The sequence below is a fragment of the Pseudomonas cedrina subsp. cedrina genome, from assembly GCF_001983175.1.
Classification (GTDB): Bacteria; Pseudomonadota; Gammaproteobacteria; order Pseudomonadales; family Pseudomonadaceae; genus Aquipseudomonas; species Aquipseudomonas cedrina.
This window is the reverse complement of sequence record NZ_MNPW01000002.1, coordinates 489,816-509,484: the sequence shown is the minus strand read 5'-3', so window position 1 is coordinate 509,484 and position 19,669 is coordinate 489,816. Positions and strand designations below refer to the sequence as shown.

Below are 19,669 nucleotides of genomic sequence, written 5' to 3'. Positions count from 1 at the left end.
TGGAGCGGGATTGAGCCTAGGGCCTATCTCAGGCCTTGAGCAACTCGGGCCGCAGGATCTTCGAGGCACTCGCAGCCTCGGTGAATTCCTTGAGCCAGCGCAATACGTCCACCGCTTCCCAGCGGCCCGGATCGTATAACGCGTACAGCAACCCCTGGTAACCCACCACATCCAGTTGCTTGTGATAGCCGGCGCGCTGGAACAGCGCCTCGATCTCGGCGAAGCAGGTATTGAAATGCACTTTGTTAAACGGCGTCTTGCCTTCCGTGACCAGGCCATCGAGGCGCAGCTCGTTCACCGCGTCGCGCACGACATCGGCGGACATGCGATTGACGCTGCTTTTCAGTTGTTCAACATTCACCACGGGCGTTCCCTCTATTCAATCGCTGTACAAACATACAGTAACGTAATATTCGGAAACCCGCCATCGCATAAATGTCAGCGCAGGAAGGCGACCACCTGCTCGGTGTCGAAGGGCCAGTCCAGTTCAGCCCCGGTATCTACCCGGCGAAGCACCGGAATCCGCAGGCCGTAGACCTCGGTCAGGTCGTCGGGGTCGGTGATGTCCACCAGCTCCACCAGCAAACCGTGTTCGACGAGCGGCATGACTTCGGCTTCGGCGATCTCACAAAGATGGCAACCCAGGGTGCCGAACAGCTGGCATTCAGGAAGCATGGCGAATAGACCTGCTCAGAAAGTAGGCAGACATTCTAAGCCCCCACAATACCTGTGGCGAGCGGGCTTGCCACAACAAGCCCGCTCGCCACCATAAGCCTGCCACCCCCACATAAATCCTGACCCACGTCACAATGACCTATAACTGACTCAGCAATACTTGCAGGCTTTTGCCTGCCCCTTGCAATGGAGATGCGTGTGTTTGCCAACCTGCTGATCATTCTGGCCTCATCCCTGGTGGTGATTGCGCTGTTTCGCCGGCTGCAATTGCCACCCGTGCTGGGCTATTTGTGCGTCGGCCTGGCCGTGGGGCCCACCGCCCTGGACTGGGTGAATGACAGCGAAGAACTGCCCGACCTCGCCGAACTGGGCGTGGTGTTCCTGCTGTTTTCCCTGGGCCTGGAGTTTTCCCTGACGAAGATGTTTGCCCTGCGCCGCGTGGTGTTTGGCCTGGGCAGTCTGCAGGTGTTGGGGTGCGGGGCGCTGCTGGGGGGCTTGCTGATGACCCTGGGCGTAGCGCCGGGCATCGCCTTGTTGCTGGGGGCGGGGCTGGCGTTGTCCTCCACGGCCATCGTCAGCAAGGAGCTGACCAGCCTGGGGGAGATCTTCAGCAGTCACGGCCAGAACGCAATTGGCGTACTGCTGTTCCAGGATGTGGTGGCGGTGCTGCTGCTGACCCTGGTGCCGGTATTTGCCGGCACCGGCGAGCAAGCCTGGTACCTGGCGCTGCCGCTGACCCTGGGCAAGACCGTGGTGTTGTTTGTCGGCCTGCTGCTGGCCAGCCGCTGGCTGTTGCCGCGCTTGTTCCGCGAAGTCGCCGCCTCCCATTCGGCGGAGCTGTTTGTACTGCTGGCGCTGGTAATTGTGCTGCTGACGGCCTGGCTCACGCATTTGTTGGGGCTCTCCCCTGCCCTCGGCGCGTTCCTGGCCGGCATGCTGCTGGGCGAGAGCCACTACCGCCACCAGATCGAGGCGGATATCCGTCCGTTTCGCGACATCCTGCTGGGGCTGTTTTTCGTCAGTATCGGCATGCTGATCGACCTGCAGTTGTTCGTCAGCCACAGCCTGCTGATCCTTGGCCTGACCTTGACCCTGATGCTGGTCAAAGGCTGCGTGGTGGCAGCGCTGGTCAAGTTGCGCGGCAGCGACGCCGAGACGGCCTGGCGCAGTGGCCTGGCGTTGGCTCAAGGCGGCGAGTTCTGCTTTGCGCTGATGGCGCAGATGCAGCAGAGCCGGCTGATCCCCGACGAATTCAACGGCCTGCTGTTGGCCGCCACCTTCTGTTCAATGCTGCTGACTCCGCTGCTGTTGCGCGCCGCGCCGCGCATTGCCCTGCGCCTGCACCGCAAACCCAACCAGCAAGTGCAGTTGGAACACATCACCGCATTGAATGCCGAGCTACGCGGGCACGCGGTGATCTGCGGCTATGGACGCGTCGGCCAATCCATCGGGCGTTTCCTGCGCAAGGAACAACAGGCCTTCATCGCCCTGGATGACGATCCGGAACGGGTTCAGGAAGCCGCCACCGAAGACAGCAGCGTGCATTATGGCGATTGCCGGCGGGGCGCCCTGCTGAGTGCGGTCGGCCTGGAACGCGCGCGGCTGGTGGTGATTGCGGTGGACAACACCGATGTGGCGCTGGTGGTGCTGAAAGAGGCGCGCCGGATCAACCCCCAGGTGCCGATCCTGGTGCGTACCCGCGATGACAGCCAGCTGGCTGAACTGAAAGCTGCGGGCGCCACCGAAGTGGTACCCGAGCTGTTGGAGTCGAGCCTGATGCTCGCCTCCCACGCCTTGATCCTGCTGGGCCTGCCGGACCAACAGGTGCAGGCGCGGGTCGATGAAGTGCGGCAGAACCGCTATCGCCTGCTGCACGGTTTTTACGCGCAACCGGACGACGAAGAACAGGCGCCGATCAATCCTGACTGACCGCGCCGATCTTGTGGATCGACAGGTCCGCACCGTAATACTCCTGCTCCTGGCTCAGGCGCAGCCCGGTGACGCGCTTGAGCACGCCGTACACCAGCAAGCCGCCGAGCAGCGCCACCAGCACGCCGAGGGCCGTGCCGATCAACTGGCTGATCAGGCTGACACCGCCCAGTCCCCCCAGGGCGGTCTGGCCGAAGATGCCACAGGCAATGCCGCCCCACACGCCGCAGAGGCCGTGCAACGGCCACACACCCAGTACATCGTCGATCTTCCAGCGATCCTGCGCCGCGATGAAACACCACACGAACAACCCGCCGGCGACAGCACCGGTCACCAGCGCGCCCACCGGGTGCATCAGGTCGGAGCCGGCGCAAATGGCCACCAGCCCGGCCAGCGGGCCGTTGTGCAGGAAGCCCGGGTCATTGCGGCCGATGATCAACGCAGCGACCGTGCCGCCGACCATCGCCATCAACGAGTTGACCGCCACCAGGCCGCTCACGCCGTCCAGGGTCTGGGCGCTCATTACGTTGAAACCGAACCAACCGACGATCAGGATCCACGAACCCAACGCCAGGAACGGAATGCTCGACGGCGCGAACGCCACCAGGCGCCCTTCGCGGTAGCGCCCATTGCGCGGGCCGAGCAACAACACCGCCGCCAGCGCCAGCCAGCCGCCCATGGCGTGTACGACCACGGAACCGGCAAAGTCATGGAAGCTGGCGCCAAAGGTCGCGAGCAGCCAGGCTTGCAGGCCGAAATTGCCGTTCCACACCATGCCTTCGAAAAACGGGTAGATAAACGCCACGATCAACGCCGTGGCGCAGAGCTGTGGAGCGAACCTTGCACGTTCTGCGATGCCACCGGAAATGATCGCCGGGATCGCTGCCGCAAAGGTCAACAGGAAGAAAAACTTCACCAGCCCATAACCATGGTCGGCACTGATCACCGCCGCCGGTTGCATGAAGCTCACGCCGTAGGAGATCCAATAGCCTATAAAGAAATAAGCCAGGGTGGAGATGGCGAAGTCGCTGAGGATTTTCGACAGCGCGTTGACCTGGTTCTTCTGACGCACCGTGCCGACTTCCAGGAACGCGAAGCCGGCGTGCATGGCCAGGACCATGACCGCACCGATCAGGATAAACAGGGTGTTGGAGCTGTGGACGAGCGTGTCCACTGCACTTTGCAGATTTTCCATGGAAGTTGGCAGGCCTGCAGTCAAGGCAAAAAAGCACCAAAGCGGGTCAAGCCAGGTATTTGCGCACTAATTTGGCACCTGCGGCCCCACCCCTTTTCAGAGGGCGTGAACCGCTTTAGCGCAGCGATCAACACAACAGGCCGTTACCGACAGGGTTTTTCCGCGAGTTTGAGTTATTTAGGGTAAGGTTTTTCAAGGCTTGCTGCCCCACCGCCCGGATTCAGCGCAGACTCGTTGGCCCGCGCACCAAGGCGTAGCAAAAGCTGTACCAGACAATTGCACTGAACCTTCACCGAGCCCGGTGACTCGAAACCACTACATACCGATCAGCCAATCACGGAGATACCCATGGCCCGAAGCACTGCAAAGAACGCCCAGGAAATACTGATGGCGGATTTTCAAACCCTGGTGACTGACACCGAAAGGTTGCTGAACGACACCAAGGTACTCGCGGGCGACCAGGCCGACGAGCTGCGCGCCAAAATCCAGGAATCGCTGCTGCAGGCCCGTGAAACCCTGAAATTGACAGAAGACTCCCTGCGCGAACGCGGCCAGGCGGCGGTCACCGCCACTGAAGACTACGTGCAGGCCAACCCTTGGCAGTCGGTGGGCATTGCCGCCGGCGTGGGCTTTTTGATCGGCCTGCTGGCCACAAGGCGCTAATACCATGTCTATCGGCGAATCCAGCTCGACCACGAGCTCAACCTCAAGGCGTCTGGGCGCGGCCGTGCTGGGCTTGCTGCACAGTCACGTCGAATTGTTTGGCATTGAATTGCAGGAACAGAAGGCCCGCACCGTCAGCCTGTTGCTGTTTGCCGGCCTGGCGCTGGTGTTTGCGCTGCTGTTGCTGGTGGGGTTATCGACGTTGGTGATGATCCTGGTGTGGGACACCGGCTACCGGCTGACCGGGATCATCTGCCTCTGCGTGTTCTACACCCTGGCCGCCGCGTTCTGCGGGGTGCGCTTGAAAGCGGCGGTATTCGATGAGTCCACGCCGTTCCACGCCACCCTCGAAGAATTGGCCAATGACCGGGAGCGCCTGCTGCCATGAGCTCGAATGAAAACCAGCAAACCTCCCGCCGAGAAATGCGCAAGGCTTTGATTCGCCTGCGCATGGAAATGCACCGTCAGGAGATCCGCCACGAGTCCCAGCAGTTGATGCTGCCGCTGAACAAGGTGCGCAACATGGGCCAGAGTCTGCAGGGCGGCCTGGGCATCAAGCACGCGCCGCTGTGGGGCGTGGCCGCCGTGACCCTGATGGGCTTCTTCACGGGCAAGGGTGCCAAGGGTGGTGGTATCGGCGGCGTGACGCGCCTGGTGCGCCTCGGTGCCGGCTTGATCCCGCTGATCAAGTTGGCCATGCAGGGCTCTTCGCGTAAAAGCTGAGCGTACTGGCTGCATTCTTGCTAACAGAACTGGCCCGGCCCTCATTTTCGAGGGCCGGGCCTTTTTTCGCCACCTCTCTTAAGGAGGCCCCGTGATCGACGGGCAACCGCTCGCCTGCTTCCAACCGTTTATCGACACCGCCACGGGCCGCATCGCCGGCGTCGAGGCCTTGGGCCGCCTGCGCCAGGCGGATGGCCGCTTGCAGTCCGTCGGCCCGCTGTTCGCCGACCCACGCACGCCAGGTGTAACCTTGCGACGCCTCGACCGGCAGATCCGCGACAACGCCTTGAGCCGCTTGCACGAAGCGCCTGAAGACTGGTTCATGAGCCTGAACATCTCGCCACGCTGGATCAACCGGCTACGCCCCGGCCAGGCGCTGCCGAGCCTCAAGCAAATCCACAAGCACCGCGTCGATCCGCGGCGCATCGTGTTCGAGATCACTGAACAGGGTGGCGACATCCAGCGGATGGCTGACGTGGTGGCGCGTTACCGCGAAGCCGGCGCGCGCATCGCCATCGACGACTTTGGCGCCGGTTATTCCCAACTCGACCGGGTACTGGCATTGCAGCCGGACATTCTCAAGCTGGACATGCGCCTGTTCCAGGACGCCGCCCGCGGCGGGCCTGGCAGCGAAGTGGTGCGGGCCCTGGCGCAAATGGCCGAGAAGACCGGCTGCTGGATCATAGCCGAAGGCGTGGAGACCGAAGCGCAGTTGAGCTTTGCCCTGGAATGCGGCGCGCGCTATGTGCAGGGCTATCTGTTTGCCCAGGCCCGGTTGGACTGGTTCGCCACCGACGCCTTCGTGCCGCGTTTCGCCCAGCTGCGCACGGTCTACGTCCAGCAAAAGCTGGCAGAGCGCGGGCGCATCATGCAACTGCGCCAGCAATTGGCCGAGCTGATGAATATCCTGCAAACCTGGGCCCAGGCACAGGCGCCGCTGAGCCAACTGCCGCATCTGCCGGCGTTTCCCTGGCTGCTGCGCTTCTACCAGTGCGACCGGCATGGCACCCAACTGACGCCCAACTTCGAATGGCACCAGGACGCCTGGCAGGCCGACAGCCGCTACCTGGGCCACAACTGGTCGTGGCGCCCCTACTTTTATCACCTGCTGGCCGAAGGTTGGGAGGAGCGCCGCCTGAGCCTGTCCTCGACCTACCGCGACGCGACCACCAACCGGTATTGCCTCACCGCCGGACAATTCTTCGAGAACGGTCAGCGTTTGCTCTTAATCGATATCGACGCGGCCGGGTTGTAGATTTTCGCTTGCCCAGGCCGCGCTGAACCGGGAAGCTGGGAGGGTCATTCACCCTACGGAGAGCATCCGCCTTGGATTGGCCCACCCTGCTGACCCGCGAACGTCTTGGCAAACCGCTGCACAGCCCGGAAGAACTGGGACGTAGCCCGTTTCACAAAGACCACGACCGTATTATCTTCTCCGGCGCGTTTCGTCGCCTGGGCCGCAAGACCCAAGTGCACCCGGTCTCCAGCAACGACCATATCCATACCCGCCTGACCCATTCCCTGGAAGTGAGCTGCGTAGGCCGCTCCCTCGGCATGCGCGTCGGCGAGACCCTGCGCGGCGCCCTGCCCGACTGGTGCGACCCGAGCGACCTGGGCATGGTGGTGCAATCGGCCTGCCTGGCCCATGACATCGGCAACCCGCCGTTCGGGCATTCCGGTGAAGACGCCATTCGCCACTGGTTCCAGCAGGCCGCAGGACGTGGCTGGCTGGATGACATGAGCAGCGCCGAGCGCAACGACTTCCTCAACTTCGAAGGCAACGCCCAGGGCTTTCGCGTGTTGACCCAGCTCGAATACCACCAGTTCGACGGCGGTACGCGGCTGACCTACGCCACCCTGGGCACGTACCTGAAATACCCTTGGACCGCCCGACACGCCGATTCCCTGGGCTACAAGAAACACAAGTTCGGCTGCTACCAGAGCGAGCTGCCGATCCTCGAGCAGATCGCCCACAAGCTCGGCCTGCCGCAACTGGAAGAACAACGCTGGGCCCGGCACCCGCTGGTGTACCTGATGGAAGCGGCGGACGACATCTGCTACGCCCTGATCGACCTGGAAGACGGCCTGGAAATGCAGTTGCTGGAATACGCCGAAGTCGAGTCGCTGCTATTGGACCTGGTGGGCGATGACCTGCCCCAGACCTATCGCCAACTCGGCGCGCAGGATTCGCGGCGACGCAAACTGGCGATCCTGCGCGGCAAGGCCATCGAGCATTTGACCAACGCGGCGGCGCGGGCCTTCGTCGAGCAGCAGGATGCCTTGCTGGCCGGCACGCTGCCCGGCGATCTGGTGGAACACATGCACGGCCCCGCCAAACGCTGCGTTCTGGATGCCAAGGACATGGCGCGCAAGAAGATCTTCCAGGACAAGCGCAAGACCCTGCACGAAATCGGCGCCTACACCACGCTGGAAATCCTCCTGAACGCTTTCTGCGGCGCGGCACTGGAACAGCATGGCGGGCGCACGCCGTCGTTCAAGAACCGACGCATTCTCGACTTGCTGGGCAACAACGCACCAAACCCCGAGTGGCCGCTGCACGCTTCGTTCCTGCGCATGATCGACTTCATCGCGGGCATGACCGACAGCTATGCCACCGAAATGGCGCGGGAAATGACCGGGCGTTCCAGCCCTCAATAAACGAGCACGATCAAGCCGCCTGTCTCCTCTAAGGAATCCACCTACAAAGGGAACAGAGCGGCCTGATCGAATTCGCACAAACACACGATGAATAATCACGCACGCTCCCGGCGACGCTGGCGACCTGTTCCTACGCGCCCTCCCTCGACGCTTGACTCACCGTGTGGCCCCCAATGCCCAGCTATCCGCTTCGTATCCTGTTGGTGGAGGATCATCCCTTTCAACTCCTCGCCACCCAGTGCCTGCTGAGGAGCTTCGGCTTCGCAAGGCTGACCCCGGCCGAAAACGCCGAGCAGGCAATCTGTGCCATGGCGCAGGCCGAGGTACCCTTCGACATTATCCTGTGTGATCAATGCCTGCCCGACCTGCCGGGACTCGAACTGATCGAGATCGCCAGCCGCAGGCGCTTTACCACGACCGCCATCCTGCTGAGCGGATTGCCGGTGGCGGAACTCGCCAGTTTGATAAACCAGGCCGTCGATCGTGGCCTGCCACTGCTCGGCTATTTATCGAAACCGCTGAACAGGGATGAACTGGCGCACTTGCTCTGCCCATTACTGAAGTCACGCTTGTAGGATTTAAACACTATTGCCCGACGAAAAGAGCCGGTACTGCCACCGTTAAATCCATGGCAGCCGCCTTTAACCCACTTCTTCCTCGAACACTGACCTATCGCTTCATGAAGCCTTAGCGACCAGTAGGCCATTACCTTTTTTACTGTAGGAATATTCCTGTTTTATACCTACTCCCCCCTGAGCTCATGCGCCTTACTCCGCTTCTGAGCTAATGTGCCCACTTTATTTTGCACTTGCACGGAATGTGACCATGAACACAGTTTTTATTATCGATGATCATCCGGTTATACGGCTTGCCATCCGAATGTTGCTGGAGCACGAAGGCTATAAAGTGGTCGGCGAAACAGATAACGGATGCGACGCCATTCAAATGGTCCGCGAATGCCTGCCGGACCTGATCATCCTGGATATCAGCATTCCCAAGCTGGACGGGCTCGAAGTGCTTTGCCGCTTCAACGCGATGAACACGTCGATGAAGACCCTGATCCTGACGGCCCAGTCGCCCACGCTGTTCGCCACGCGCTGCATGCGCTCGGGCGCCGATGGCTATGTGTGCAAGGAAGGCGACCTGAGCGAATTGCTCAGCGCCATTCGCGCGGTGTTGTCCGGTTACAACTATTTCCCCAGCCAGGCACTCACCACCAGCGGTGTAGAGGGCGTGGAGTCCCAGGAACTTGAACTGTTCAAGTCCGTCAATGACCGGGAACTAATGGTATTACAACTTTTTGCACAAGGCCGCACTAACAAGGAAATTGCCAAAGGTATGTTCCTTAGTAATAAAACAGTGAGTACTTATAAAAAGCGGCTGATGCAAAAACTTCAAGCCAAATCCTTGGTAGACCTTATCGAGATGGCAAAACGAAACGCGCTAGTGTGAGAAAGTGGATGCCCAGCCGTATTAAGGACTACCTGATCATATTGAGTGCCAGTCTGTGCTTGAGCACCGTCGTGCTCGCGAACCAACCAACGGGCCCGGAATATCTCACCTTATTGAGCCGTTCAGGCTCGTTTCAACTGGACACCCACCTGAACAAGACCCAGCGTCAATGGCTGCAAAACAAGCGTGAATTGGTGCTGGGCGCCGCATCCCCTGACTACCCTCCCTTCGACCTCACCTCCAGCGGCCGCGACTATGAGGGCCTCACCGCCGATTACGCCGGCCTGCTGTCCAGGGCCCTGGCGCTGCCGGTGAAGGTGTTGCGCTACGCCTCCCGGGAGGAAGCGATTCGCGCGCTGGAAAGCGGGGAGATCGATCTGCTGGGCTCCTCCAACGGTTTCGAGGCGCAAAACCCGAACCTTACATTGTCAGAACCCTACGCCGTGGACCAGCCGGTACTGGTCACCCGCGAGGGTGAGACGCGCAGCCTGGATGATGGCCTGGCCGGGATGCGCCTGTCGCTGGTCTACCACTACCTGCCCCTGAGCGAGGTGGAAAAACTGTACCCCAAGGCGATCATCCGCACCTACCCCTCTTATCAAAACGCCCTGAATGCGGTGGCATTCGATCAGGCCGACGTCTTCCTCGGCGATACCATTTCCACTCATTACATGATCAACAAGGGCTACCTGAAAAACATCCGCATGGCCAACTTCGGCAAGCACGAGGCCTACGGTTTCAGCTTTGCCATGCCTCAACACCAGCGCATCCTCCTGAGTATCGTCGACGCGGTATTGACCGCCGTGCCTGCCGCTGAGCGGGAGGCGATCGCCAAGCGCTGGAGCACCGGCAGCGATATCCTGCTGACCGCCGAGAAGCTGCAACTGACCCAACGCGAGGAGCGCTGGCTGAAGGACCACCCGGTGGTCAAAGTGATCGTGAACGAGACCTTCGCGCCACTGACCTTCTTTGATGCGGACGGCAACTTCCGTGGCATCACCGCCGACTTGCTCGAGCTGATTCGCCTGCGTACCGGGCTGCGCTTCGAGATGCAGCGAGGCCGAGACGTGAACGCGATGATCGAACAGGTCGACGCCGGCAACATCGACATCATCGGCGCAATCGTGCCCAGCGCTGAACGGGAGGCCCAGCTGAACTTCAGTCGACCTTACCTGGAAAACTCCTACGTGCTGCTGACTCGCAATGAGCCCAATGCGCCGGCGAACCTGGAGCAAATGGCCGGCAAGCGCCTGGCACTCACCCCCGGCAACCCCCTGGAAGCCTTCCTGCGCAGCGACTATCCAGAGATCCAACTGGTCAAGGCCAGCGACACCTTCAAGGCGTCCGAACTGCTGGCCCAAGGGCACGTGGAAGGCGCGGTGAATTCCCTGGTGGTGGCCAACTATTTCCTGTCGTCCCAGGTGTTCCAGGACAAATTGCAGATCAGCAGCGGCATCGGCACCTTCCCCGCCACCTTTTCCCTGGCTACCGCGCGCGGTGCCACCGAGCTCAGCTCGATCCTCGATAAAGCCCTGCTGAGCATCGCCCCGGATGAACTGGGGGTGATCAACAGTCGCTGGCGAGGCTACACCTCGGCCTCCGATAGCTACTGGCGCAACTATCACCAACTGATCGCACGCATCATCATCGTAACCGGGCTGTTGCTGTTGATCTCCCTGGGCTGGAACGCCTACATGCGTCGCCAGATCAAGCACCGCAAAATGGCCGAACGCGCCCTCAGTGACCAGTTCGAATTCATGCGCGCGCTGGTCAACGAGACTCCGCACCCGATCTATGTGCGCGATCGAAACGGCTTGCTGCAGACCTGCAATGACAGCTACCTGCAGGTGTTCGACGTCAAGCGCGAGGACGTGATCGGCAAAAGCGCCATCCAGATGAGCGAGGCCCTGGAAACCGAAGCCGTTCAATATCACGACGATTACCAGCGGGTAATGAGCGAGGGCAACCCGCTGATCCTGGACCGCACCCTGCATATCCGCGGAAAAAAACTGACGATCTACCACTGGATCCTGCCGTACCGCGATTCCATCGGAGAAGTGCAAGGCATCATTGGCGGCTGGATCGACATCAGCGAGCGGCGCCAACTGTTCGACGAAATCCGCGCCGCCAAAGAGCGCGCCGACGAGGCCAACCGGGCCAAGAGCACGTTCCTCGCCACCATGAGCCATGAAATCCGCACGCCGATGAACGCGGTGATCGGCATGCTCGAACTGACCCTCAAGCGCGCCGACCAGGGCCATCTCGACCGCCCGGCCATCGAAGTGGCGTACAACTCGGCCAAGGACCTGCTGGAACTGATTGGCGATATCCTGGACATCGCACGCATCGAATCCGGGCGCCTGAGCCTGGCACCGGAGCGCGTCAACCTGCGGGAAGTCATCGAGTCGGTAGTGCGTGTCTTCGACGGCCTGGCACGCCAGAAAACCCTCAGCCTGTCCCTTGAGTTCAAGCCCAACCTGGACGACACCGAAGTGCTGGTCGACCCCCTGCGCTTCAAGCAGGTGCTGTCGAACCTGGTCAGCAACGCCATCAAGTTCACCGAGCGCGGCCAGGTGAAGATCAAGGTGGAGGTATTGCCCACCGAGCAGGCGCAGCAGGTCGAGATGAAACTGGTGGTCGAGGACACCGGGATAGGCATCAGCCGAGATGATCAATTGCGCCTGTTCGAACCCTTTGCCCAGGCCGACAATTCCGGGCAACTGGCCAGGAGCGGCGCCGGCCTGGGGCTGGTGATCTGCCGCAGCCTGTGCGCGATGATGGGCGGGCAACTGAGCCTGAGCAGCGTGCCCATGGTCGGCACCCAGGTGCACGTCAACCTGAACATGACGCGCTTGCAGCCGGAACAGCTACGGGTGGAACACACACCCTCGGCGCCCGCGACCGCACCGGTGCTCAATGTACTGGTGGTGGATGATCATCCCGCGAACCGCTTGCTGATGTGCCAGCAACTGGCTTACCTGGGACACCAGTACACCGCCGCCCAGAACGGCGCCGCGGGTTTCCAGGCCTGGCGCCAGGAACGTTTCGACCTGATCATCGCCGACTGCAACATGCCCATCATGAACGGCTACGAGCTGAGCCGCTCGATCCGCGAGTACGAACAGCGTGAGCAACTGGCGCCCTGCGTGATCCTGGGTTTTACCGCCAACGCCCAGCCTGAAGAGAAGCAACGCTGCGCTGAAGCGGGCATGAACGATTGCCTGTTCAAACCCATCAGCCTTACGGCACTGGAGCGGCAATTGGCGCAGATCAGCCCTCAACCCACCGATCTGAACCTGGACCTCGGCAACTTCGAGGCCCTGACCGGCGGCGATCCGCAATTGAGCCGGCGTTTGCTGGAGGAGTTGTTGAGCAGCAGTCAACATGATCGCCATGAACTGACAGCCCTGCTTGAAGCCCATGCCCCGCTTCAGGAGATTGTCGAGCAGGCGCACAAGATCAAGGGCGCGGCGCGTATCGTCCAGGCGACGCCGCTTGCCGGGCAGTGTGAAGCGGTTGAACAGGCGTGCGCTCGGGGAGATGACTGGCTGCTGGTTGAAGCAGGTGTGAAGTGCCTGGAGAAGCTCATGCTGGAACTGGAGAGGTTATTGCGAGTGCAGCTTCACAAGTTGGATTCACAGTAGTGAGCGGGCTTGTCGAATCGTCGCACCGCCCGCGCTGGGTGGCGAAGCCGCCCCAAAACCATTCACCGCGATCCTTCAGACAGAATGCGGTGTTCCGATTGGGGCGGCTTCGCCACCCAGCGCGGGGCAAGCCCGCTCACTACAGGGGTGTGGATATCCGTGCTTCAGCAATCAGTCAAACGCAGGAAAATCGCCGCCAGCTGTTCAATACCGGCCTGATCCTCAAGAGTAAACCGCCCCAGCGACGGGCTGTCGAGGTCAAGCACGCCAATCAGTTTGCCGTCCTTGACCAATGGCACCACCAACTCGCTGTTCGACGCACTGTCGCAGGCGATATGTCCGGGAAATTCATGCACATCCTCCACCCGCTGGGTTTGCCGTGACGCCGCCGCCGCACCGCATACCCCGCGGCCGAAGGGAATGCGCACACAGGCGATCTGGCCCTGGAACGGTCCGAGCACCAACTCTTCGTTACGGTTGAGGTAAAAGCCGGCCCAGTTCAAGTCGTCGAGTTGGTTGAACAGGAACGCCGAAAACTGCGCACTGTTGGCGATGAAATCCCGCTCATCGGCCAGCAGCGATTCCAACTGTGCGCAGAGCATGCCATAGCCTTGCAGGCCAGTACCGGCGGTTTGCAGGTCGATCATGGTTGACGCTCCAGCAATTTGAGGCCCACCCAGTAACGGGCGAATTGGTATGCGCAACGGCCGTTGCGGTTGCCGCGTCCGGTCGCCCAGCGCACGGCAAGGATGTCGAGGGCGTCGTCGCGCTGCCACTGCAGGCCGGCCTTGTTCGCCAGTTCGCCGATCCAGTGCTCCACCACGTCCAGGAAATGCTCCTGGGTAAACGGGTAGAACGACAGCCACAAGCCAAAACGGTCGGACAGGGCGATCTTGTCTTCCACTGCTTCGCTGGGGTGCAACTCGCCATCCACGCGCTTCCAGTTGTCATTGTCGCTCTGGTTTTCCGGCACCAGGTGACGGCGGTTGGAAGTGGCATACAGCAGCACGTTTTCCGGGGCCTGTTCGAGGGAGCCGTCGAGCACGCTCTTGAGCACGCGGTAATCGCCTTCGCCGGCCTCGAATGACAGGTCGTCGCAGAACAGGATAAAACGCTGCGGCAGCTTGAGCAGTTGCTCGACCACCCGCGGCAGATCGGCCAGGTGGTCACGCTCGATTTCGATCAGGCGCAAGCCGGCCTTGGCGTGCTGCGCCAGCAAGGCGCGCACCATGGAGGATTTGCCGGTGCCGCGCGACCCCCATAGCAGCGCATGGTTGGCGGGTAGGCCATCGATGAATTGCTGGGTGTTGCGCGCCAGGGTTTCACGTTGCTTGTCGACACCGATCAGGTCGGACAGGCGCATGTCCAGGCTCACGTCCAGCGGTAGCAGGAAACCATTGCGCCCTTCACGTTGCCAGCGGGCAGCCAGGCACTGGTTCCAATCGATGGCTTGACGGGGCGCGGGCAACCACGGCTCCAGGCGGGTGAGCACTGCATCGGCGCGCTCAAGAAAGGCACTCAATCGAGAATCCACGATTATTCCTCTGGCAAGTTCTTGCAAAAGATGGCGTATTGGCAACCCTGCGGCAGACCGCACAAGGCTGCGTAAAAAATGATTCATGCCGGGCAAGCCAGAGCGTGTGGATGTTCAGCTATGCTTGCCGGGCGAAGGGAAACGTGAAGTGGTTCAACACTCGATGGATATCAAGTTCGCCCACCGCTTGTCTTATAAACAAGCCAGATTGACGGTGCTGGTCGGTTTCGTCTTGGGAACCTTGCTCAGCCTGATCCAGATCGGCATTGATTATGCCAGCGAAGACGCATCCATCAACCGCGAAATTCGCTCGCTGATCGAAATCAGCCACAACCCCGCGTCACGCATCGCCTACAACATCGACGCCGAACTGGCCCAGGAACTGACCCTGGGCCTGCTGCACTCACCCGCCATCGTTCATGCCCAGCTGATCGACAATAACGGCGTTGTACTCGCCGATGTCGAACGGCCGCGCCAGGAAAGCAGCTACCGCCCCCTCAGTGACTTTCTGTTTGGTGCCAACCGTCGGTTTGAAGACCGCCTGTTCCTCAGCCACCTGCCCGGCGAGTCCCTCGGCATCCTGCGCCTGGACGTGGACACCTATGCCTTTGGCAGCCGCTTTCTGCGCCGTGCCGAGATAACCCTGCTCAACGGTTTCGTGCGCAGCCTGCTGCTGACCGGCATCCTGCTGGGCTTGTTCTACGTGATGCTGACCCAACCGCTGGTACGCATTATCCGTGAGCTGAGCAACCGCAAGCAGGCACGCCTGGATTGCCCGCCTGGCCACGAACACGACGAAATCGGCGTGTTGGTGAAGGTTGCCAACCAGCAGTTCGAAAACATGGAGACCGAGATCCAGCAACGCCGTCATGCCGAAGATCGACTGACCGAATACCTGGCGCAACTGGAAGACATCGTTTCGGCGCGCACCTTGGAGCTCAAGGCCAGCAACCAGCGGCTGAGCCAGTCCAACGACGAACTGGAAGCGGCAAAGATGCATGCAGTGAACATGGCCCAGGCGCGGGCGGCATTCCTGGCCAATATGAGCCACGAGATCCGCACCCCGCTCAACGGCCTGCTGGGGATGATCGCGCTGTCACTGGACAGCCCGCTCAATGCCGAACAGCGCCAGCAACTGTCCATCGCCCATGATTCGGGCAAGGTGCTGGTGGAATTGCTCAACGATATCCTCGACCTGTCCAAGTTCGACGCCGGCCAGTTGGAGCTGGAGCGCATCCCCTTCGATCTGGGCTCGCTGGTGGAAGACACCGCCAACCTGCTGTCACAAAACGCGGCGCCCAGCGTCGAACTGACCTGCCTGATCGACCCGCGGTTTCCCGCCCAGGTGCTCGGCGACCCGACCCGTGTGCGGCAAATCGTCAGCAACCTGTTGTCCAACGCCCTGAAGTTCACGCGCTTCGGCCGAGTGGATGTGCGCCTCAGCGCGCTTGATGACCGGGTGCGCATCGAGGTCTGCGATACCGGTATCGGTATTGCCCAGGAGGCTCAGGTGAAGATCTTCCAGCCCTTCACCCAGGCCGGCGCCGGTATCACGCGCCAGTTTGGCGGCACCGGCCTCGGCCTGGCGCTGACGCACAACTTGTGTGAAGCGATGAAGGGCCGGCTGAGCATCAGTTCCGAGGTGGGTTTCGGTAGCCAGTTCTGCGCCGACCTGCCGTTGCCGGTGCATTTGCCTGCGGTACCACCGCCACCGCTCAAGGGTGAAGTGATCGTGATCACCAATGCCGGCAGCGGTCTGACCGAACTGCTCACTACCTTGCTGCCGCATTGGGCGCTGACACCCCGCTGCTACACGCAAGACGACGATCTGAGCGGGCAAAACCCAGACCTGCTGATCACCGACTGCCCCGAATGCCTGTTTCGCCTGCGGCCTTTTATCGGCGCGCCGATCCTGCTGGTGACCGCCTATGGCAATTTCATGCCCAGCGAAGAAGTCGCGGCACTGGCACCGTTGCAGCAACAGGCGCGCCCATTGAGCCGCAACGCGCTGTATCAGATCCTGGAACGCAACTTGCGCAGCGATGCCCGACTGGTCCTTGATCCGATCCAGATAGAAGCCGCGCCACTGGCACACCGGGCCCGTATCCTGCTGGTGGAAGACAATCCGGTCAACCAACTGGTGGCCAAGGGCATGCTCAGCAAGCTGGGGTGTGAAGTGATCGTGGCCGCCCACGGTGGCGAGGCGCTCAGGTTTCTCGAAGACCAACGCTTCGACCTGGTGCTGATGGACTGCAACATGCCGGTGATGGACGGCTACGAGGCCAGCCGGCAGATCCGTCGCAGCGGGCGCTGGCCCGACCTGCCGATCGTCGCCTTGACCGCCAACGCGCTGTCCGAGGAGCGCGAGCGGTGCCGGGCCGCGGGCATGAATGACTACCTGGCCAAGCCGTTTCGCCGTGAGGAACTCAGCGGCTTGCTGGAGCTGTGGGTGCCGAAGACGACAAGTCTCTGACCTGCCGGCTCATTTGAGCAGGGCTTCGATCTCCTGGGTGAGGTCCTGCGGCTTGGTGGTCGGGGCAAAGCGCTTGACCACCTGACCATCGCGGCCAATGAGGAACTTGGTGAAATTCCACTTGATCCCCTTGGTACCCAGCAGGCCCGGCGCTTGCTTTTTCAGCTGTACGAACAACGGGTGGGCAGCACCACCATTCACGTCGACCTTCTTGAACAGCGGGAAGCTGACACCAAAGTTCAACTCGCAGAATTCGGAAATCGCCCCCTCGTTACCCGGCTCTTGCTTGCCGAACTGATTGCACGGAAAACCCAGCACCACCAGGCCCTGGTCCTTGTACTGCTGCCAGAGTTGCTCCAGGCCCTTGTACTGCGGGGTGAAGCCACATTTGCTGGCGGTATTGACCACCAGGATGGCCTTGCCGGCGAAATCGGCCAAGGTCTTTTGCTCACCTTTGATGGTAGTGCAAGGGATGCTCAGCAGGTTGTCGCTCATGGCAGTGGCTCGATAAGGGATTAAAGAGGGAGAAACATAGTAGCCAACTCGATTGAGTACAATTTAATTGACCGCGATGATGGCGCGATATCAATGTGGGAGCCCGCTCCCACATTTTCGATCGGTTTACAGCCTTATAACTAGCGCGGGACGAAGTCCAGGCACACCGAGTTGATGCAATAACGCAGGCCCGTCGGCGGCGGACCGTCCGGGAACACATGACCCAGGTGCGCGTCGCATTTGGCGCAAGTGACTTCGGTGCGGATCATGCCGTGGCTGACATCACGGATCTCGATCATTGCGCTGTCGGCGATCGGCTCATAAAAGCTGGGCCAGCCGCAGCCGGAATCAAACTTGGCACGGGAATCGAACAGTGGCTCGTTGCAGCAAATGCAATGGTAAACGCCCTCCGTTTTGGTGGCGTTGTACTTGCCGCTGAACGGTCGCTCGGTGCCCTTGAGACGGCACACGTTGTACTGTTCCGGGTCGAGCATCGTCTTCCATTCTTCAACGGTTTTCTGCAACTTTTCCATCGGTACACCTCGGCAACTGAAAAACCCTGATCTGTATCTTTTCCGTGGATCAGGCGGCACGTATGATTGCGCCTCTTCAAAACGCCAGTCTGGCACCCGCGCTACCGGCATTCAAACGTATTTATGGGGGCGGCCCCGGCGGATTCACAGTACGGTAGTGCCCACACCGTCTGGATCGTTCATTTTCAGGATCACATCGCCATGCAGGTCAGCAAATCGAACAAGCTCGCCAACGTCTGCTACGACATTCGCGGCCCAGTGCTCAAGCACGCCAAACGCCTGGAAGAGGAAGGCCATCGCATCCTCAAGCTGAACATTGGCAACCCGGCGCCTTTTGGTTTCGAAGCGCCGGACGAAATCCTCCAGGACGTGATCCGCAACCTGCCCACCGCCCAGGGCTACAGCGATTCGAAGGGCCTGTTCAGCGCGCGCAAGGCGGTGATGCAGTACTACCAGCAAAAGCAGGTCGAAGGTGTCGGCATCGAAGACATCTACCTGGGCAATGGCGTGTCCGAGCTGATCGTGATGTCCATGCAGGCCCTGCTCAACAATGGCGATGAAGTGCTGGTGCCGGCGCCGGATTATCCGCTGTGGACCGCCGCCGTCACACTGGCCGGCGGTCACCCGGTGCACTACCTGTGCGATGAAGGCGCCGACTGGTTCCCGGACCTGGCCGACATCAAGGCCAAGATCACCCCGAACACCAAGGCCCTGGTGATCATCAACCCGAACAACCCGACCGGTGCCGTGTATTCAAAGGAAGTGCTGCTGGGCATGCTGGAACTGGCGCGCCAGCACAACCTGGTGGTGTTCTCCGATGAGATCTACGACAAGATCCTCTACGACGATGCCGTGCACATCTGCACCGCATCCCTGGCGCCGGACCTGCTGTGCCTGACGTTCAACGGCCTGTCCAAATCTTACCGCGTGGCGGGTTTCCGCTCCGGCTGGATCGCCATCTCCGGGCCCAAGCACAACGCCCAGAGCTACATCGAAGGCATCGACATGCTGGCCAACATGCGCCTGTGTGCCAACGTGCCAAGCCAGCACGCCATCCAGACCGCCCTGGGCGGCTACCAGAGCATTAATGACCTGGTCCTGCCCCAGGGCCGCCTGCTCGAGCAGCGCAACCGCACCTGGGAACTGCTCAACGCAATCCCGGGCGTAAGCTGCGTGAAACCCATGGGCGCGCTGTACGCGTTCCCGCGGATCGATCCCAAGGTATGCCCGATCCTGAACGACGAAAAGTTCGTGCTCGACCTGTTGCTGTCGGAAAAGCTGCTGGTGGTGCAAGGCACTGCGTTCAACTGGCCGTGGCCGGATCACTTCCGCGTGGTGACGCTGCCGCGCGTGGATGACCTGGAGATGGCCATCGGTCGCATCGGCAACTTCCTCAAGTCCTATCGCCAGTAGCGTAGATGGCGCTGTACGAACGGCAATCGGTCGTACAGCGCGTATCTGGCAACACTTCTCTGCCCAGGCACCACTGCAGCACCTTACTGGCCGGGCAAAAGGCACCCAGCCCCTGTAATTGCTGGGGCGCAACGCACCGGCGCAGCGATAACGCCGTCTTTTTCGTGTCGGAAATGCCCTTCAAGACTCTTCATTCCGGCTGTAGGACACAGTTTGAAATAGTCGCTCGGTTGAATCACCCCATGGCGCACCTTATATACCCCGCAGTACGCGACATATTAA

General features: G+C 61.0%; 18 protein-coding genes. 11 read left to right on the top strand and 7 right to left on the bottom strand.

The features are described 5' to 3' along the window. Window positions 1-28: 28 nt before the first annotated feature. Both BLL36_RS05450 and BLL36_RS05445 read right to left on the bottom strand, forming a co-directional pair. A complete protein-coding gene (locus BLL36_RS05450; RefSeq protein WP_076950442.1) occupies window positions 29-364 on the bottom strand; it encodes a transcriptional regulator in 336 nt (111 codons plus the stop codon). Window positions 365-438: 74 nt separating this feature from the next. Continuing rightward, window positions 439-675: a glutaredoxin family protein gene (locus BLL36_RS05445; protein WP_076950441.1), complete on the bottom strand. Its 237-nt coding sequence runs from the start codon at window positions 673-675 to the stop codon at window positions 439-441. 192 nt (window positions 676-867) lie between these two features. Between BLL36_RS05445 and BLL36_RS05440 the strand changes: the two genes are divergently transcribed. Continuing rightward, window positions 868-2,604 carry a cation:proton antiporter gene (locus BLL36_RS05440; protein WP_083735261.1) on the top strand — a complete coding sequence of 579 codons (1,737 nt, stop codon included), beginning with the start codon at window positions 868-870 and terminating at the stop codon, window positions 2,602-2,604. Here BLL36_RS05440 and BLL36_RS05435 read toward each other — a convergent pair. Further along, complete coding sequence (locus BLL36_RS05435; RefSeq protein WP_076950440.1) at window positions 2,591-3,799, bottom strand: ammonium transporter; 1,209 nt, start codon at window positions 3,797-3,799, stop codon at window positions 2,591-2,593. The genes BLL36_RS05440 and BLL36_RS05435 overlap by 14 nt on opposite strands. A gap of 348 nt (window positions 3,800-4,147) precedes the next feature. Between BLL36_RS05435 and BLL36_RS05430 the strand changes: the two genes are divergently transcribed. The 8 genes from BLL36_RS05430 to BLL36_RS05395 all read left to right on the top strand — a co-directional run bounded on the left by BLL36_RS05430 (window position 4,148) and on the right by BLL36_RS05395 (window position 12,939). Continuing rightward, complete coding sequence (locus BLL36_RS05430) at window positions 4,148-4,462, top strand: DUF883 family protein (RefSeq protein ID WP_076950439.1); 315 nt, start codon at window positions 4,148-4,150, stop codon at window positions 4,460-4,462. A gap of 4 nt (window positions 4,463-4,466) precedes the next feature. Continuing rightward, entirely contained in the window at window positions 4,467-4,850 is a 384-nt protein-coding gene (locus BLL36_RS05425; protein WP_076950438.1) for a phage holin family protein, read from the top strand. Then, window positions 4,847-5,185: a hypothetical protein gene (locus BLL36_RS05420; protein WP_076950437.1), complete on the top strand. Its 339-nt coding sequence runs from the start codon at window positions 4,847-4,849 to the stop codon at window positions 5,183-5,185. The genes BLL36_RS05425 and BLL36_RS05420 overlap by 4 nt, the downstream gene beginning before the upstream one ends. Before the next feature lie 91 nt (window positions 5,186-5,276). Next, window positions 5,277-6,440 (top strand): EAL domain-containing protein, encoded by a 1,164-nt coding sequence (locus tag BLL36_RS05415; RefSeq protein WP_076950436.1) that lies wholly within the window; start codon window positions 5,277-5,279, stop codon window positions 6,438-6,440. Window positions 6,441-6,511: 71 nt separating this feature from the next. After that, window positions 6,512-7,843 carry a deoxyguanosinetriphosphate triphosphohydrolase gene (locus BLL36_RS05410; RefSeq protein ID WP_076950435.1) on the top strand — a complete coding sequence of 444 codons (1,332 nt, stop codon included), beginning with the start codon at window positions 6,512-6,514 and terminating at the stop codon, window positions 7,841-7,843. Between the two features lie 173 nt (window positions 7,844-8,016). Further along, window positions 8,017-8,418 carry a response regulator gene (locus BLL36_RS05405; RefSeq protein WP_076950434.1) on the top strand — a complete coding sequence of 134 codons (402 nt, stop codon included), beginning with the start codon at window positions 8,017-8,019 and terminating at the stop codon, window positions 8,416-8,418. A 250-nt stretch (window positions 8,419-8,668) separates the two neighbouring features. Next, window positions 8,669-9,295, top strand: a complete 627-nt coding sequence (locus BLL36_RS05400) for a response regulator transcription factor (protein ID WP_076950433.1) — start codon at window positions 8,669-8,671, stop codon at window positions 9,293-9,295. A gap of 8 nt (window positions 9,296-9,303) precedes the next feature. Continuing rightward, window positions 9,304-12,939: a transporter substrate-binding domain-containing protein gene (locus BLL36_RS05395; RefSeq protein ID WP_076950432.1), complete on the top strand. Its 3,636-nt coding sequence runs from the start codon at window positions 9,304-9,306 to the stop codon at window positions 12,937-12,939. Window positions 12,940-13,103: 164 nt separating this feature from the next. Here the strand turns inward: BLL36_RS05395 and BLL36_RS05390 are convergent, their stop codons facing one another. Both BLL36_RS05390 and BLL36_RS05385 read right to left on the bottom strand, forming a co-directional pair. Beyond that, the gene (locus BLL36_RS05390) at window positions 13,104-13,586 is read right to left on the bottom strand and encodes a GAF domain-containing protein (protein ID WP_076950431.1); all 483 of its coding nucleotides are present in this window, start codon (window positions 13,584-13,586) and stop codon (window positions 13,104-13,106) included. After that, window positions 13,583-14,473 (bottom strand): ATP-binding protein, encoded by an 891-nt coding sequence (locus tag BLL36_RS05385; protein WP_076950430.1) that lies wholly within the window; start codon window positions 14,471-14,473, stop codon window positions 13,583-13,585. The genes BLL36_RS05390 and BLL36_RS05385 overlap by 4 nt, the downstream gene beginning before the upstream one ends. Before the next feature lie 163 nt (window positions 14,474-14,636). On the opposite strand from BLL36_RS05385, the gene BLL36_RS05380 reads away from it, so the two are divergent. Next, window positions 14,637-16,946, top strand: coding sequence for a hybrid sensor histidine kinase/response regulator (locus tag BLL36_RS05380; RefSeq protein ID WP_076950515.1), 2,310 nt, complete (start codon window positions 14,637-14,639; stop codon window positions 16,944-16,946). A 9-nt stretch (window positions 16,947-16,955) separates the two neighbouring features. On the opposite strand, the gene BLL36_RS05375 is transcribed toward BLL36_RS05380, so the two are convergent. Both BLL36_RS05375 and msrB read right to left on the bottom strand, forming a co-directional pair. Next, a complete protein-coding gene (locus BLL36_RS05375) occupies window positions 16,956-17,441 on the bottom strand; it encodes a glutathione peroxidase (RefSeq protein ID WP_076950429.1) in 486 nt (161 codons plus the stop codon). 140 nt (window positions 17,442-17,581) lie between these two features. Next, entirely contained in the window at window positions 17,582-17,974 is a 393-nt protein-coding gene (msrB, locus tag BLL36_RS05370) for a peptide-methionine (R)-S-oxide reductase MsrB (RefSeq protein WP_076950428.1), read from the bottom strand. A 201-nt stretch (window positions 17,975-18,175) separates the two neighbouring features. Here msrB and BLL36_RS05365 point away from each other — a divergent pair, with 201 nt between their 5' ends. Then, entirely contained in the window at window positions 18,176-19,387 is a 1,212-nt protein-coding gene (locus BLL36_RS05365) for a pyridoxal phosphate-dependent aminotransferase (protein ID WP_063032067.1), read from the top strand. The last annotated feature ends 282 nt before the right edge of the window (window positions 19,388-19,669 follow it).

What these genes read in the sequence shown, in the direction of transcription:
- BLL36_RS05405 (WP_076950434.1), top strand. Translation starts at nt 8,017, where the DNA reads ATGCCCAGCTATCCGCTTCGTATCCTGTTGGTGGAGGATCATCCCTTT.
- BLL36_RS05430 (WP_076950439.1), top strand. Translation starts at nt 4,148, where the DNA reads ATGGCCCGAAGCACTGCAAAGAACGCCCAGGAAATACTGATGGCGGAT.
- BLL36_RS05440 (WP_083735261.1), top strand. Translation starts at nt 868, where the DNA reads ATGCGTGTGTTTGCCAACCTGCTGATCATTCTGGCCTCATCCCTGGTG.
- msrB (WP_076950428.1), bottom strand. Translation starts at nt 17,974, where the DNA reads ATGGAAAAGTTGCAGAAAACCGTTGAAGAATGGAAGACGATGCTCGAC.
- BLL36_RS05400 (WP_076950433.1), top strand. Translation starts at nt 8,669, where the DNA reads ATGAACACAGTTTTTATTATCGATGATCATCCGGTTATACGGCTTGCC.
- BLL36_RS05420 (WP_076950437.1), top strand. Translation starts at nt 4,847, where the DNA reads ATGAGCTCGAATGAAAACCAGCAAACCTCCCGCCGAGAAATGCGCAAG.
- BLL36_RS05445 (WP_076950441.1), bottom strand. Translation starts at nt 675, where the DNA reads ATGCTTCCTGAATGCCAGCTGTTCGGCACCCTGGGTTGCCATCTTTGT.
- BLL36_RS05375 (WP_076950429.1), bottom strand. Translation starts at nt 17,441, where the DNA reads ATGAGCGACAACCTGCTGAGCATCCCTTGCACTACCATCAAAGGTGAG.
- BLL36_RS05395 (WP_076950432.1), top strand. Translation starts at nt 9,304, where the DNA reads ATGCCCAGCCGTATTAAGGACTACCTGATCATATTGAGTGCCAGTCTG.
- BLL36_RS05425 (WP_076950438.1), top strand. Translation starts at nt 4,467, where the DNA reads ATGTCTATCGGCGAATCCAGCTCGACCACGAGCTCAACCTCAAGGCGT.
- BLL36_RS05365 (WP_063032067.1), top strand. Translation starts at nt 18,176, where the DNA reads ATGCAGGTCAGCAAATCGAACAAGCTCGCCAACGTCTGCTACGACATT.
- BLL36_RS05380 (WP_076950515.1), top strand. Translation starts at nt 14,637, where the DNA reads ATGGATATCAAGTTCGCCCACCGCTTGTCTTATAAACAAGCCAGATTG.
- BLL36_RS05435 (WP_076950440.1), bottom strand. Translation starts at nt 3,799, where the DNA reads ATGGAAAATCTGCAAAGTGCAGTGGACACGCTCGTCCACAGCTCCAAC.
- BLL36_RS05390 (WP_076950431.1), bottom strand. Translation starts at nt 13,586, where the DNA reads ATGATCGACCTGCAAACCGCCGGTACTGGCCTGCAAGGCTATGGCATG.